General features: G+C 40.9%; 12 protein-coding genes and 1 pseudogene. 9 read left to right on the top strand and 4 right to left on the bottom strand.

What is annotated here, in order from left to right; translation table 11 throughout:
• The first annotated feature begins 97 nt into the window (after positions 1-97).
• The 3 genes from OC25_RS06995 to OC25_RS06985 all read left to right on the top strand — a co-directional run bounded on the left by OC25_RS06995 (position 98) and on the right by OC25_RS06985 (position 2,889).
• Positions 98-538 carry a GNAT family N-acetyltransferase gene (locus tag OC25_RS06995; RefSeq protein WP_039473441.1) on the top strand — a complete coding sequence of 147 codons (441 nt, stop codon included), beginning with the start codon at positions 98-100 and terminating at the stop codon, positions 536-538.
• Between the two features lie 2 nt (positions 539-540).
• The gene (locus OC25_RS06990; protein ID WP_039473438.1) at positions 541-1,734 is read left to right on the top strand and encodes a phosphoglycerate kinase; all 1,194 of its coding nucleotides are present in this window, start codon (positions 541-543) and stop codon (positions 1,732-1,734) included.
• Between the two features lie 180 nt (positions 1,735-1,914).
• The gene (locus tag OC25_RS06985; protein ID WP_039473436.1) at positions 1,915-2,889 is read left to right on the top strand and encodes a 3-keto-disaccharide hydrolase; all 975 of its coding nucleotides are present in this window, start codon (positions 1,915-1,917) and stop codon (positions 2,887-2,889) included.
• Positions 2,890-2,939: 50 nt separating this feature from the next.
• Here the strand turns inward: OC25_RS06985 and OC25_RS06980 are convergent, their stop codons facing one another.
• Both OC25_RS06980 and OC25_RS06975 read right to left on the bottom strand, forming a co-directional pair.
• A complete protein-coding gene (locus OC25_RS06980) occupies positions 2,940-3,497 on the bottom strand; it encodes a GIN domain-containing protein (protein ID WP_039473434.1) in 558 nt (185 codons plus the stop codon).
• 338 nt (positions 3,498-3,835) lie between these two features.
• Positions 3,836-5,407, bottom strand: a complete 1,572-nt coding sequence (locus OC25_RS06975; protein WP_052266017.1) for a PepSY-associated TM helix domain-containing protein — start codon at positions 5,405-5,407, stop codon at positions 3,836-3,838.
• Positions 5,408-5,599: 192 nt separating this feature from the next.
• Here OC25_RS06975 and OC25_RS06970 point away from each other — a divergent pair, with 192 nt between their 5' ends.
• Together OC25_RS06970 and OC25_RS06965 are read left to right on the top strand one after the other, a co-directional pair.
• A complete protein-coding gene (locus tag OC25_RS06970) occupies positions 5,600-6,055 on the top strand; it encodes a helix-turn-helix domain-containing protein (RefSeq protein ID WP_039473432.1) in 456 nt (151 codons plus the stop codon).
• Positions 6,045-6,602, top strand: coding sequence for a PIN domain-containing protein (locus tag OC25_RS06965; protein WP_039473430.1), 558 nt, complete (start codon positions 6,045-6,047; stop codon positions 6,600-6,602). The genes OC25_RS06970 and OC25_RS06965 overlap by 11 nt, the downstream gene beginning before the upstream one ends.
• Positions 6,603-6,696: 94 nt before the next feature.
• Here OC25_RS06965 and OC25_RS27300 read toward each other — a convergent pair.
• Together OC25_RS27300 and OC25_RS28435 are read right to left on the bottom strand one after the other, a co-directional pair.
• Positions 6,697-8,031: pseudogene (locus tag OC25_RS27300) on the bottom strand (beta-N-acetylhexosaminidase); the annotation flags it as partial.
• 16 nt (positions 8,032-8,047) lie between these two features.
• A complete protein-coding gene (locus OC25_RS28435) occupies positions 8,048-8,734 on the bottom strand; it encodes a family 20 glycosylhydrolase (protein WP_052266015.1) in 687 nt (228 codons plus the stop codon).
• Positions 8,735-9,176: 442 nt separating this feature from the next.
• On the opposite strand from OC25_RS28435, the gene mraZ reads away from it, so the two are divergent.
• The 4 genes from mraZ to OC25_RS06940 are packed head-to-tail and all read left to right on the top strand — an operon-like array spanning position 9,177 to position 13,050.
• Positions 9,177-9,644, top strand: a complete 468-nt coding sequence (gene mraZ / locus OC25_RS06955; RefSeq protein WP_039473427.1) for a division/cell wall cluster transcriptional repressor MraZ — start codon at positions 9,177-9,179, stop codon at positions 9,642-9,644.
• Positions 9,634-10,539: a 16S rRNA (cytosine(1402)-N(4))-methyltransferase RsmH gene (gene rsmH / locus OC25_RS06950; RefSeq protein ID WP_039473425.1), complete on the top strand. Its 906-nt coding sequence runs from the start codon at positions 9,634-9,636 to the stop codon at positions 10,537-10,539. The genes mraZ and rsmH overlap by 11 nt, the downstream gene beginning before the upstream one ends.
• On the top strand, positions 10,536-10,958 hold the full coding sequence (locus tag OC25_RS06945) for an FtsL-like putative cell division protein (RefSeq protein WP_039473423.1): 423 nt from the start codon (positions 10,536-10,538) through the stop codon (positions 10,956-10,958). Before rsmH ends, OC25_RS06945 begins: the two co-directional genes overlap by 4 nt.
• Positions 10,948-13,050, top strand: coding sequence for a penicillin-binding protein (locus OC25_RS06940; RefSeq protein WP_039473421.1), 2,103 nt, complete (start codon positions 10,948-10,950; stop codon positions 13,048-13,050). The genes OC25_RS06945 and OC25_RS06940 overlap by 11 nt, the downstream gene beginning before the upstream one ends.
• The last annotated feature ends 34 nt before the right edge of the window (positions 13,051-13,084 follow it).

The following is a 13,084-nucleotide window of genomic DNA, read 5'->3' as shown; positions in this document are numbered from 1 at the left end:
TAACCGTGTTTCAATTGCTTTGTTAACTTTGCAAACCTGAGCGGAGCTTCCATATCGCAATATATGGTTAGTTAGCGCTAAATTGTTGCTAATAAATATGGTCAAATTTATTCTTCCCGAAGAAGTTCTGCCTTTAAGAAGCCTCGTTTTACGCAATGGCAAACCCTTACAAGAATGTGTTTTTGAAGGCGATGATGCCTACGATACTTTTCACCTGGGTTTTTGGGCAGACGGAGAAATTAAGTCAATAGCCACTTTTATGCGCAACGACTTCTTTCCTGAAGAAGGTGAAGGTTATCAGTTACGTGGAATGGCCACACATCCCGATGCCGGAGGCAGGGGATATGGCGCGGCGCTGGTTAACTTTGCTATCGAATACTTAAAAGAATATAAAACCGATTATTTGTGGTGCAATGCACGCTCTACGGCAGCAGCATTTTACAAAAAGATTGGCTTTACTACCGAATCGCCCGAATTCGATATCCCGGGTATCGGTTTCCATTACGAAATGAAATTAAACTTAAATCAAAATAATTAAACATGAACACCATTGACCAGTTTGACTTTAAAGATAAAAAAGCATTAATCAGGGTAGATTTTAACGTGCCTTTGGATGATGAATTTAAAATTACCGACGATAAAAGGATCAGGGCTGCATTACCAACCATCAGCAAAATATTAAAAGATGGTGGCGCAGTGATTTTAATGTCGCACCTGGGCCGTCCGAAAGATGGACCAACTGATAAATATTCTTTAAAACATATCTTAGCTGATCTTTCTTCTTTAACCGGTGTTGAGGTTAAATTTGCTGATGATTGCATTGGCGAGAGCGCGGCAACCCAGGCTGCTGCTTTAAAACCAGGTGAGGTTTTATTGCTTGAAAACCTGCGTTTCTACAAAGAAGAAGAAAAAGGTGATGTAGCTTTTGCCGAAAAATTATCGAAATTGGGCGATGTTTATGTAAACGATGCTTTTGGTACTGCACACCGTGCACACGCTTCTACATCGATTATTGCGCAGTTTTTTCCTGATGCAAAATACTTCGGTTACTTAATGGCATCGGAAGTTGAAAATGCTGAAAAAATCTTAAACCACGCTGAAAGACCCTTTACTGCTATTATGGGTGGTGCTAAAGTATCAGACAAGATTCTTTTGATCGAGAAATTGTTAGAGAAGGTTGATAACCTGATTATTGGCGGTGGTATGGCTTATACTTTTGCCAAAGCACAAGGTGGAGAAATTGGTACTTCGTTATTAGAGGCCGATAAGCAAGCACTTTCTTTAGAGCTCCTTGAAAAAGCAAAAGCTAAAGGTGTAAATCTGATTTTACCGATTGATACCGTAATTGCAGATAAATTTGCCAACGATGCTGCTAAACAAGATGTGGCTGCGGGCCATATCCCGGCTGATTGGATGGGATTAGATATCGGTCCAAAAACTGCTGAATTATTTCAGGATGTAATCAAAAACTCTAAAACCTTATTGTGGAATGGTCCGATGGGTGTTTTCGAAATGGAAAGCTTTCAGGTGGGTACCAAAGCTGTTGCCGATGCGGTAGTGGCTGCAACTAAAGATAATGGTGCGTTTTCATTAATCGGAGGTGGCGATTCGGCTGCGGCTATTGCGAAATTCGGTTTGGAAGATGAAGTAAGCTATGTGTCTACAGGTGGTGGTGCTTTATTAGAATATATGGAAGGTAAAGAATTGCCTGGCGTTAAAGCCATTAATGGATAATTCATAAAGATCAATATTAATAAGGCCCTTGCAGATTAATTTGCAAGGGCCTTTTCATATCTGCACGTAATATGTGTTTGCTGCAAAAGAAAATAAGTTATACCTTTCTTAAATTATCCTAACAAAAAAAGATAGCAGGATGCAGATAAAAAGCACTGCTTGATAAATGAAATTACACTTATGAGAAAAAAAATCTGTTTGCTTGGTTTAGGTTGCCTCTTAATTGCAGGTCTATCTGAAAAAACATTTGCTTCAGCACCGGTTAAAGCTGATTATAATCGTTTGGTTGCCGAGCCCGCTGCCCTTATTGGCCGCTGGGATATAACCGTTGATGTTAATGGTAGACAGGCGCCATCATGGCTCGAGGTTAAACTATCTGGCACCAAAACTTTAGTAGGTTACTTTGTATCTGTAGCTGGCAGTGCCCGCCCGGTATCGGAAGTAAAGTTTGATGGCAAAAGTTTCAGGTTCGAAATTCCGCCACAGTGGGAGAGTGGAACTGCAAATTTGGTTATGGAAGGCGAATTAACCGATGCTGGAATCAGCGGAACAATGACTGAATGTGACGGTAAAAAATATAGCTGGAAAGGTGTTAAAGCACCGTATTTAAAAAGAACTACTGCTCCGGCATGGGGTAAGGCTGTAAACCTGTTTAATGGTAAGGATCTAACCGGCTGGAAAGCCAGTGGTCAAAATCAATGGATCGTAAAAGATGGTATTTTAACCAGTCCTAAAGCAGGTTCAAATCTGATTACCGAACAGAAATACAATGATTTCAAGCTTCATGTCGAGTTCCGGTATCCTAAAGGAGGAAATAGTGGTGTGTATTTAAGAGGCCGTTATGAAGTGCAGATTGAAGACAGCAAGAAAGATGCACATCCAAACAGTGTACTCTTCGGTGGGGTTTACGGATTTCTGGCAGCCAATGAAATGGCTACGTTAGGCCCTGATGAATGGCAGAGCTATGATATTACCCTTGTAGGTCGCCTGGTGACAGTAGTGGCCAATGGTAAAACCATCATCAGTAATCAGGAAATTCCGGGTATTACAGGAGGGGCTTTAGATAGCAATGAGGGAGAACCTGGACCAATTTACCTGCAGGGCGACCACATGCCGATTGAATACAGGAAGATTGTGATTACTCCTGCTAAATAATTGCCAATAAGAGGCCTGGATATTTCCCAGGCCTTTTTGTTATTAATTTATTATTCAATGAGCTGAGTGCGTAATACCGCAAACTGATCAAAGGTGAGGCTTGGGGTTTTATCCATAAAAAGAAAATGGGTATCGGTATTTCCCTTTAGGTATAATTTAGACTTATCGTGAATGGCTGTATAAAGCTGCTGACTGGTTGTATTGATATCGGCACTTGAGTTTCCCTTTAAGATGATTTGGAGGTATTTGAGTGATAAAATTCCATCTGTTTTTACAATAGCATTTTCGCTGGCCTCTATTCTGTAAAGCTCATTCACATAAACACGTATTTTGCAGCGTGTGGTACTGGTGCCCGTAATCGAAAGTATTTCTCCCTGTTGTGTTACCAGAGCGTTTCCCTCATTGTCATCAGTGTAAGAAATGTTAAGGCCAGGTTTCTGGATCAGGAGCACTTCAATATTTCCTTTTATTAAAATTTTTCTGAAAGGGGAAATCCTACCGGTTTTTATGGGCTTATGCAATTTAGCATTGGCAAGAGTTGGGCAAAGAGGTATCAGTAATAAAATGATAAGTAATAGTGCAATTTGGGTTTTGAGGTAACGTTTCATAACTTAATTTTATTTAATAAATGTTTATCCGATAACCGAGCTGCTGTTTCTTTTTGCATTCGTATCGCTTGACAGCATGTTAACGAAGGAAGTGCCAAAACAATTATTTCTGATTATTTTGCTTATAATCAGTTATTTAAGTGTGTAGTTGGGTTGCTATGGTGTTCGTTATCGAACAGTTTGGCGTACAGGACCGAACAGATGGAATAGGTAGAATTATATCGAGGTATTGAATCGCCTTAATGTTTATCGCGCTATGAATCCCCGACAATCGCAAGCCAGATGTCGTTTTGTTAAGAAGTGATGTTACAACCCTATTTTCAGATTATGGAAATATTTTAGAAAATCTCCATACCTGTATTCAACAATACCATATAAACAGCCAGGTAACAAACCAAAAATGCGGCCGATAGTGCAAAATAACGGGTTAGCCTATGACTGCCCTTTTTAAATGGCAATAAAAACAGGAGATTGAAAAGCTCGGCTAGTAATGCACATATAAAATTAAGGCATACCATAACTGCGCTAAAGGCGACTACGAAAACAGCTGGCTGGATTATAATGCCCGAGGGCAAGCCATAAAGTGCGCCCATTATAAAACTTACAAGCAAAATAACAGTTGCATATTTAAAGCCCACTTTAAAATTCGCCACGAAATATCTGCCCAACTTTGGGAGCGGTGTTTTGATTTTTGCTGGTTTTAATTCTTTTTCAGATACCGGAGTTTCTGATGTTTCATTCAAAGCTGCTTTAGTCGTTTTCTTCTTTTTGCCTCTTTTTTGTTTTTTATAGCGAGGCCACCAGATAATAAAACCCGTAATAAAAAGTGCCAGTGGCATCAATCCGGCAATAATGGCAATAACTTGTGTCGGCCGGCCACCAAAGCTACCGTAGTGGATAGGCGTGAGCCAGCTGAGGTAAGCATTGCCCACATTCGGGAAATCGCTGCGGCTATTCAGTAAGGTTTTAGCGGTATACTGATCAACAATCAGCATTTCCCTTTTACCTACTTTAGGGAGGTCGCCGCTTAGCATATCTAAACGGTAAGTGCCTGTTTTGTCTGTAGGAAAAGCAATTCCGCCGATATGGGCATTGGGCATTTTTTCTTTATCTGCGGCTGTAATCGCACTAAGCGGCGAGGGTACAGCCTGTGCATGCCAGGCCGATTTTGCACCTAATAACTTGGCTACACCTTGCGGGGATTTTCCATTCAACAGGAAAAGGAAAGGAATAACAAGTGTAGAAAAGGTAATACAAAAACCCGTTAGGCTCAGTATGGCCACAATAGGCGAGGAGTAAAAACCAAGCGAATTGTGCCAGTCGTAATTTTGACGTTTAAATGAACCGCTAAACCTTACCGTAAGTACCGATTTAAGTTGTTTCCATTTCTTGGGCAACCATAAACGCAGGCCCGAAATGGTTAAAATTAAAAGGCAAAGCGAAGCCAGTCCGCAAATGTAACGGCCCGCAACCGGGATTAATAAGGTTCTGTGCAATTCGGTAACCACATGGATAAAAGAACTGGTGTGGATTCTTTTGCCACCTATCTTTCCGGTATAAGGATTAATAAAAGTTTCCTCACCACTTTTCAGATCCAAAACACTGTAAGCTTCATTGGGGTTTTTGAAGTTATTCAGCATCAGGTAGTCGATTTTTAGCTTAGGGTAGTTCTTTTTAATGATGGGCACAATCTCTTCGACCGGCATTTTTTGCTTTTGAGCAATAACTTCAAACAAATTTGGGTTTAAAGCCCGGTCAATTTCATCCTGAAAAACAAGAATACTGCCTGTAACGCCCACAAAAGCCACTATTGCACCTGCAATAATACCCAAATAAAGGTGCCATTTACCGAACCATCTTTTTTGGTGTTTTGCCCAACCGATTTTTTTAGAATTGCCTGCTGATTTCATTTAGCGGAGATATACCCTTGACTGGGAACGTATTTCAGAATTTGTTTTGCTACAAAGAAATAGTTTTAATCCCGCTTATCCAAATTATTTTTAATGAGTCTAAATAAGTAAATTGAGAAATGCTGGCGATAATTAATTTTTAATATTTCGTTTATTTCGAATATTTCGTTTATTTTTGTAAAAAATAGCAACATGATATCAATTGAACAATTACGTCGACCTTCCAAATCAGAACAGAAAACGGCGATAGAATCTTTTCCTGCTTTATCATCTATACTTTCAAATATCCATTCTGAACAAACGGAGATAGAAATTGAAGAAACTGGTGAAAGGATTAAAATACCTGTAAGGGCTTTGGCATTTCTTGGGGATATTTTAAAGGCTATGGGAGAGGGAAAGCCTGTTTCTATAGTTCCGGTGGCAACAGAAGTAACTACCCAAAAGGCCGCCGAAATTCTGGGTTGTTCAAGGCCATATTTGGTCAAGCTATTAGAAGAAGGTGCGATCGACTTTATCAAAGTAGGCAAGCATCGCAGAATTAAATTCGAGGATGTTTTGGCTTACAAGGAGAAGATGAAGGCTGAACAGAAAAAGAACATTATCGATATCATGGGGTTTGACGAAGAGCTTGGGTTGTATGATTCATAGTGTAAGGTTTAAAGCTGTGCTCGATACCAATGTGATTTATCCGGTTGTGATAAGGGATTTGCTTTTCTGGTTTGCACATTTTGATCTTTATACGCCAAAGTGGAGTGCTAATATATTTGGTGAGTGGAAAGAGGTAATGCTTAGACATGGAGTTGAAGAAAAAGAAGCTCAGAAGCGTGTGCAAAAAGCAAACCTGGCTTTCCCTGATGCAATAGTTGAGAATTATCTGGTGCTCGTTGGACAGCTGGAACTTCCGGATGAGGATGACCGCCACGTACTGGCCGCCGCAATCAAGACAAATGCGATTGTTACCAATAGCCTAAAGGATTTTCCGGAGGAATACCTTGATATTTTTGGTATAAAGGCGAAAAGTGCCGACGATTTTCTCACCGATATTATTGATCTGAATCAAGAACAGGCAATTAAGGCTTTCAGAGAGATGGTTCTCAATAGGAAAAACCCTGCTATGGATGAGTACGAAGTTTTAGAAAGCCTGCGTAGGAATGGGCTTTTGGATACTGCCAATTATCTGCACGCACTTTTGTAATTAAATGAAATTCGGCAACAACCCGCCAGGATGAGCTCGATTATTTCAAATCCAATATGCACACGAATTCATGCACATATTGGAAACAGGATTATTATTTGTTTTCTACCACATTCAGCCGATCGTCCGGGCTCAGGTTATAAGTAAAATTGCCGTAGCTTTCAGTTCCTTTAATACCCCTAACTTCTGCTCTCAGTTCGTATTTAGCCTTCGGATTATAATGATTAAGCTGCAGGTGATATAAAAATGTTTTTACCTTATTGGTGCCCCTAAATTTATCGGCTATTCCAATGTGTTCATCCTGCGCTACAACTTTGCCATCCTGAAGCAGTTCCACCTTTCTGATTTCCATGAAATTAGCTCCGTTGGTATAAAAGAACCCTGTGGTAATGCGGCCGTTTGCATAGGTTTTTTTGGTCACGTCCCAGCTAAGGGGCTGGTATTCGCTGCTAATTTCTTGAGCTGTCCATTTGCCCGAAATATAGCCACCCGGTTTATAATAATCTATTTTGAGCAAGTCAAGGCGCTTTAGGTTGTTGGCTAAGCGTTTTTTGAAGTTATCCAGGTCTTTATTCCCTTTTGGTATCCAGGCTATTTCAGCCAGGGCCATTAAACGTGGGAAATTCTGTATATTCATGTCTTTCAAGTCTTGCGTAATTGCAGTCCATTGATTGGCTTGTACGCCTAAAATAAATTTTGCTTCATCTTTATTTAAGCCTGTTTCCGGTTCGTAATTGTATACCTTTTCTAAAGAATTGATGTTGCCGTAAGCCAGATCGCTCATGGTACCATCGTTACGGTCGGCCTGGGTAATGTCGAAGTAAAGCGGATCGGTAGGTGTGGCTACTGCATAAAAGCCATTCTTTGCGGCGTCGGCAATAGCCTCATCACCCAGCCACGACATAATTGCTGTTTCTTTGGTCAGGTTTTTTGCATCGCTTAAAATATCGTTCCATCCAATTGGTTTTTTGCCTTTACTTTTAATAATGGTAGAAATGCGCTGTACAAAATAACTTTGCAGCTCGTTGGTATTCTTTAACGATTTCTCTTTCATGAAGGCCTGCACGTGTGGCTCCTTTTCCCACAATACATGCCTTACCTCATCTCCACCGAAATGAATATAAGTCGCAGGGAAAAGGTCGGCTAGTTCAGTAAATACCCCATCTAAGAATTCGTAAACCTTTTCATTGGTTGGGTCGAGGGTATTTGGGGTAAACTGGTTGCCCCAATGCGACCACGAATCCAGAAACGGAAATACATAATCTGGTTTACGGTTTTGGTTTACGCCCAGTTCGGGATAGGCCAACACGGTAGGCCAGGAGTGACCGGGCACATCAATTTCAGGAATAATGGTAATATTTCGTTGTGCTGCATATTTAACCAGCTCGCGGATTTGATCCTGCGTATAAAATCCACTTCTTTCGGCAGGTTGATTGGTGCTTTTATCAAATACAGTGGTTTTTGGTACTGGTTAGCAACGGATACCTTTTAATTTCGATCCGCCAGCCCTGGTCGTCGGTTAGGTGTAAGTGCAATACATTTAATTTATACAATGCTATCACATCCATATATTTCTTCATCACCTCTACGCCATAAAAAGTGCGGCTAACATCCTGCATGTAACCGCGCCAGCTGTAGCGTGGTTTATCAGTAATTTCACCGCAAGGAATGCTCCATACGGTGTTGCCATTGGTTTTGCTTTCAATCTGTATTGGCAATAACTGCCTGATGGTTTGAGTGGCATTAAATATCCCTGCACCAGTTTTGGCATAAACGCTGATGGCAGTTGGCGCAATCCTGATGCGGTAACCTTCTTCGCCCAGGCTGTTCAAGGTATCTGATACCATAAATAAAATGCCCTGGCTTTGGTTGGTTAGGGGTAAAGTCTTAGCTTTTACACCAGTGCTACCGGCCAGTTGACCAATGAATACGCTTATTGGTGCCTGCGCTTGTGGTTGGTAATAAATAGGTGTGGTAGGTTTGAATTCAAATTTACCAGTATGGGCGCTAACCGATAATGGTTTAGGAATGATACTGTTTAAAGCGAGATTACCGGACTTGCTTGTTTGGGCAAAACCGATGGAAGTGCTTAAAGTCAGCGCCAGCATCATTTTCAGGATTTTGGTTTTCATTTTTGGTGTTTAAAGGTGAGTTTAACCCAAATTAGAGATAAACAACCGATAAAGAAAATGCAAATAACGGGCAAACGTTTGCGTAATCGCCACCTCTCATGAGATATTTGGAAAGTGGGAGATTTTCCCAAAAATTGAATAATTAAGCTTAAAAAATGGGGGTGATCGGGAGGTTTTAAAACCTATAAATGAGCGCTTTTAGTTCAAACCTTAGAATTTTCAGGTAAAAATGGGCCGGCGTGACACTTTTGGTTAAATTATTTTTAATTGCCTTATTATCAGCTTGTAGTGGGTTTTTGAGTATGGCAATCTATATATTCTGGCTATATTGCATCCTCCAAATTGTAACAAAAACGATGTGGAAAACTTTTTTGTGGTAAAAAGTGGTAAAAAGTGGTAGAACTCTTTACTTTTACACTAGATAAAAAGTGTAGATACCACTATGACCCAACTTTTAGGAGAATTTGATTGTAAACTTGACGCAAAAGGTCGCCTTATGGTGCCTGCTGCGCTTAAGAAACAATTGCCTAATGCCGAGAATGATGGGCTCATAATTAACCGTGGTTTTGAGAAAAATCTGGTTATCTATCCTAAAAATGTTTGGGATGCTGTTGTAGCCGACCTTGCCAAGCTTAATATTTACGATCAGGAAAACCGTGCCTTTGTGAGGGCTTTTACGCGTGGGGCAACTGAGCTTTCGCTTGATGCTGCTGGTCGTGTGCTGTTGCCGAAATCTTTGGTTGAGTATGCAGGTATCGGTAGTGATCTGGTTTTGGCTTGCCAGTTAGATCGCATCGAGGTTTGGGATAAAAAATCTTACGAAGATATTTTTGATGATGTGCCGGCGAATTTTGCCAGTCTGGCTCAAAAAGTAATGGGCGATAAGAAAGGAGGTTCGGATGGAGAATAATTACCACGTGCCTGTAATGTTGCAGCCTTGTATCGATGGTTTGAATATTAAGCCTGATGGGGTTTATGTGGATGTTACTTTTGGTGGTGGCGGCCATTCCAGAGAAATTTTAAAGCATTTAGGTCCGAAAGGTACTTTAATTGCTTTTGATCAGGATCCGGATGCGCAGGCAAATATTCCTGCTGATGATCGTTTCGTGTTTATCGATCAGAACTTTGGTTTCTTGAAAAATAACCTGCGTTTAAAAGGTTTCAGACAGGTAGATGGTATTCTGGCTGATTTAGGGGTTTCTTCTCATCAGTTTGATGTGCCTGAGCGTGGTTTTTCAATCCGTCATAATGCGGATTTGGATATGCGCATGGATCAGCACCGTAATTTAACTGCTGCCGAGATTCTCAATACCTATACAGAAGATAAGTTGCATAAAATTTTTGGGATTTATGGTGAGGTGAAGAATGCGAAGTCTTTGGCTCGTGCTGTTGTTACTGCGCGTTTGGAGAAACCCTTTACTGATATCGATAGCTTAAAATCGGCTATATCGGCCAATATTCCTAAAGGAAAAGAAAATAAATACCTCGCGCAGGTTTTTCAGGCGCTCAGAATAGAGGTGAACGCAGAAATTCAGGTGCTTGAAGATTTTTTACAACAAGCAGCTGAGGTGTTGAAACCTGGTGGGCATTTGGTGGTCATGTCTTATCATTCCCTGGAAGACAGGCCGGTTAAAAACTTCATGGCTAAAGGTAAGTTTCAGGGTGAGGTAGAGAAAGATTTCTTCGGGAACCAGCAGAAGCCGTTTAATGTAATTACACGTAAAGCGATTATAGCCACTGATGAGGAGATTGCACAAAACAATCGGGCTCGTAGTGCGAAACTTAGAATTGCAGAAAAAATATGAACAGGTTTAGAGAGGAGATAGAAGAAGAGGAAGTTGGACCTGAGCCAGAATTAAAAGCTGCGCCCAAAAAGCCAAAAACTGCTGAAGAGAAGATGGATAGTAATTCCTTTATCAGCAAGCTTTTTAATGATGGATTAGTAAGTAAAGAGGCGGCAACTGATGCTTTGCCTTATTTGTGTTTTTTGGCCTTTCTGGGGATGGTTTACATTGCCAATAGCCATTTTGCGGTAAACAATGTGCGCCGCATTGATAAGTTAAATAAAGAAGTAAAAGAATTGCGATGGGAGTATAAATCGCTAAAGGCCGATCTGATGTTTAAAAGTAAACTGACGGAGGTTGCTAAAAAGGTTGATACCCTGGGGATAAAAGAACTGATTGAACCACCAAAAAAAATAATTGTTAAAAGCGATGAATATTAGAGCAAACATCTTGCTTCGTGTATATCTGGCATTTGGCTTAATTGTGCTTTTTGCTTTCGCGGTGTTTTTACGCCTCGGTCAGGTGCAGTTTGTACAGGGGAAAAAATGGAAAGCTATGGCAGATAGTCTTTCTACGCGATATGTGAGTGTGGAGGCAACCCGTGGTAATATTTACTCTAATGATGGTAGTTTGCTGGCTACTTCAATTCCGGAGTACGAGTTGCGTATGGATATGTTTGCCGGTGGTATTACTGAGGATAAAGTGTTTAACGAAAAGGTAGATTCGCTGGGTTATAAACTGGCGCAGATTTTTCAGGATAAAACCGCTAAAGAATATGCCCGTTACCTGCGTAAAGGTCGTCAGGATAGTGCGCGTTATTTATTAATTCACCGTAAAGTGGGTTATGCCGATCTGAAAACGATCAGGACCTTTCCGCTTTATAATATTGGTAAGTTTAGTGGTGGCTTAATTGCGGTGCAGCAAAATAAACGTATTCTTCCTTTTCAGGCTTTAGCGGCCCGTACAATTGGTTATAAAAACGAGAACGTGGCCAATGGGGTAGGTTTAGAAGGGGCTTATAAAGAATATATCAACGGCGAAACCGGAAAAAGACTCATGCAGCGCATTGCTGGTGGGGTTTATATTCCGGTGAATGAAGAGGCGGAAGTTGCCCCTAAAGATGGAGCTGATATCATTTCTACCATCGATGTGAATATGCAGGATTTGGCACAAAGCGCTTTAGAAAAGCAGTTGATTAAATCGCAGGCCGATCACGGTACAGTGATTTTAATGGAAGTGGCAACGGGCGAAATCAGGGCAGTAGCTAATTTCTCTAAAGTGGAAGAAGGTGTTTATAAAGAGAAATTTAATTATGCCATTGCAGGTAACCAGGATCCCGGTTCAACTTTTAAACTCGCCTCTTACATGGCGCTCTTGGAAGATAAGCTGATTGATACCAATACCATGATCGGTACAGGTTATTATCAGATTCCTGGTAAGCTGATTAAAGATTCGCACCCGAAAATTGAAACAGTTACCGCTAAAAAAGCATTTGAAGAATCTTCAAACGCTGCGATTGCGAAATTGATCAATATGCACTATGGTAGCGATCCGATGAAATTTACCGATCACCTGTATGATTGGCAGCTGAACAAAAAAATGGATCTGCAAATCCCGGGAGAGGCAACACCGGTGGTTAAGAACATAAAAGCGAACCGAAGCTGGAACAAAAACATGACCCTGCCGCAAATGGCTTATGGTTATGAAATGCAGTTAACGCCGTTGAAAATGCTTACCCTGTATAATGCAGTGGCTAACAATGGTAAAATGGTAGCGCCAATTTTTGTGAAGGAAATCCGAAGACTTGGGAACCCAATCGAGCAGTTTAAAGCCAGGGTGATGAATGACAAAATCTGTTCAGATGTTACTCTGAGCAAGATCAAGAAAATGCTGGAAGGCGTGGTAACCGAGGGGAGCGGAAAGCGGATTGTTTACAATCCTTTATACCCGATTGCCGGTAAAACGGGTACGGCTCAGGTAGCTGATGCGAATAAGGGGTATAAAGCAAAAAAACAATATCAGGCTTCTTTTGTAGGGTATTTTCCGGCCGATAAGCCTAAGTATTCTTTAATCGTAGTAATTAATGATCCTAAAGGCGATTACTATGGTGCTTCGGTTTCAGGTCCGGTGTTTAGAGAAATTGCCGACCGCATTTATGCCAGCGACATGCAGATGTACAATGATGTGCCTACCCGTTTGGTGGGTAATACCGGTACGCCGCCAACAAAAGCCGGGCAAAGTAAGGCTACACAAAAAGTATATAAAGCATTCGGGTTTAAGCCGCTTTTTGCGTCAAAATCTGAATATTACAATATAATAGATACTAGTGCAGGAACCATTTTTCAGGAGAATAACGAGCGTAAAGGTGTAATGCCAAACGTAGCGGGAATGGGACTTAAAGATGCTTTGTATCTTTTAGGAAATGCGGGGTTAAAAACAAAGGTTTTCGGATCAGGCAAAGTAATCAGTCAGTCGATAGCTGCTGGTACAAAAGTGGGTAAGGGATTAGGTGTACAAATAGAATTGAATTAAGGTGTAAGGTAAAAGGTTTAAGGGCTTTAGGTCT

Source organism: Pedobacter kyungheensis, from assembly GCF_000812965.1.
Taxonomy (GTDB): domain Bacteria; phylum Bacteroidota; class Bacteroidia; order Sphingobacteriales; family Sphingobacteriaceae; genus Pedobacter; species Pedobacter kyungheensis.
Note: the sequence above shows the minus strand (reverse complement) of the source record. Positions and strands in the feature narration are given on the sequence as shown.

What these genes read in the sequence shown, in the direction of transcription:
- rsmH (WP_039473425.1), top strand. Translation starts at nt 9,634, where the DNA reads ATGGAGAATAATTACCACGTGCCTGTAATGTTGCAGCCTTGTATCGAT.
- OC25_RS06980 (WP_039473434.1), bottom strand. Translation starts at nt 3,497, where the DNA reads ATGAAACGTTACCTCAAAACCCAAATTGCACTATTACTTATCATTTTA.
- OC25_RS06945 (WP_039473423.1), top strand. Translation starts at nt 10,536, where the DNA reads ATGAACAGGTTTAGAGAGGAGATAGAAGAAGAGGAAGTTGGACCTGAG.
- mraZ (WP_039473427.1), top strand. Translation starts at nt 9,177, where the DNA reads ATGACCCAACTTTTAGGAGAATTTGATTGTAAACTTGACGCAAAAGGT.
- OC25_RS06995 (WP_039473441.1), top strand. Translation starts at nt 98, where the DNA reads ATGGTCAAATTTATTCTTCCCGAAGAAGTTCTGCCTTTAAGAAGCCTC.
- OC25_RS06975 (WP_052266017.1), bottom strand. Translation starts at nt 5,407, where the DNA reads ATGAAATCAGCAGGCAATTCTAAAAAAATCGGTTGGGCAAAACACCAA.
- OC25_RS28435 (WP_052266015.1), bottom strand. Translation starts at nt 8,734, where the DNA reads ATGAAAACCAAAATCCTGAAAATGATGCTGGCGCTGACTTTAAGCACT.
- OC25_RS06990 (WP_039473438.1), top strand. Translation starts at nt 541, where the DNA reads ATGAACACCATTGACCAGTTTGACTTTAAAGATAAAAAAGCATTAATC.
- OC25_RS06985 (WP_039473436.1), top strand. Translation starts at nt 1,915, where the DNA reads ATGAGAAAAAAAATCTGTTTGCTTGGTTTAGGTTGCCTCTTAATTGCA.
- OC25_RS06940 (WP_039473421.1), top strand. Translation starts at nt 10,948, where the DNA reads ATGAATATTAGAGCAAACATCTTGCTTCGTGTATATCTGGCATTTGGC.
- OC25_RS06970 (WP_039473432.1), top strand. Translation starts at nt 5,600, where the DNA reads ATGATATCAATTGAACAATTACGTCGACCTTCCAAATCAGAACAGAAA.
- OC25_RS06965 (WP_039473430.1), top strand. Translation starts at nt 6,045, where the DNA reads ATGATTCATAGTGTAAGGTTTAAAGCTGTGCTCGATACCAATGTGATT.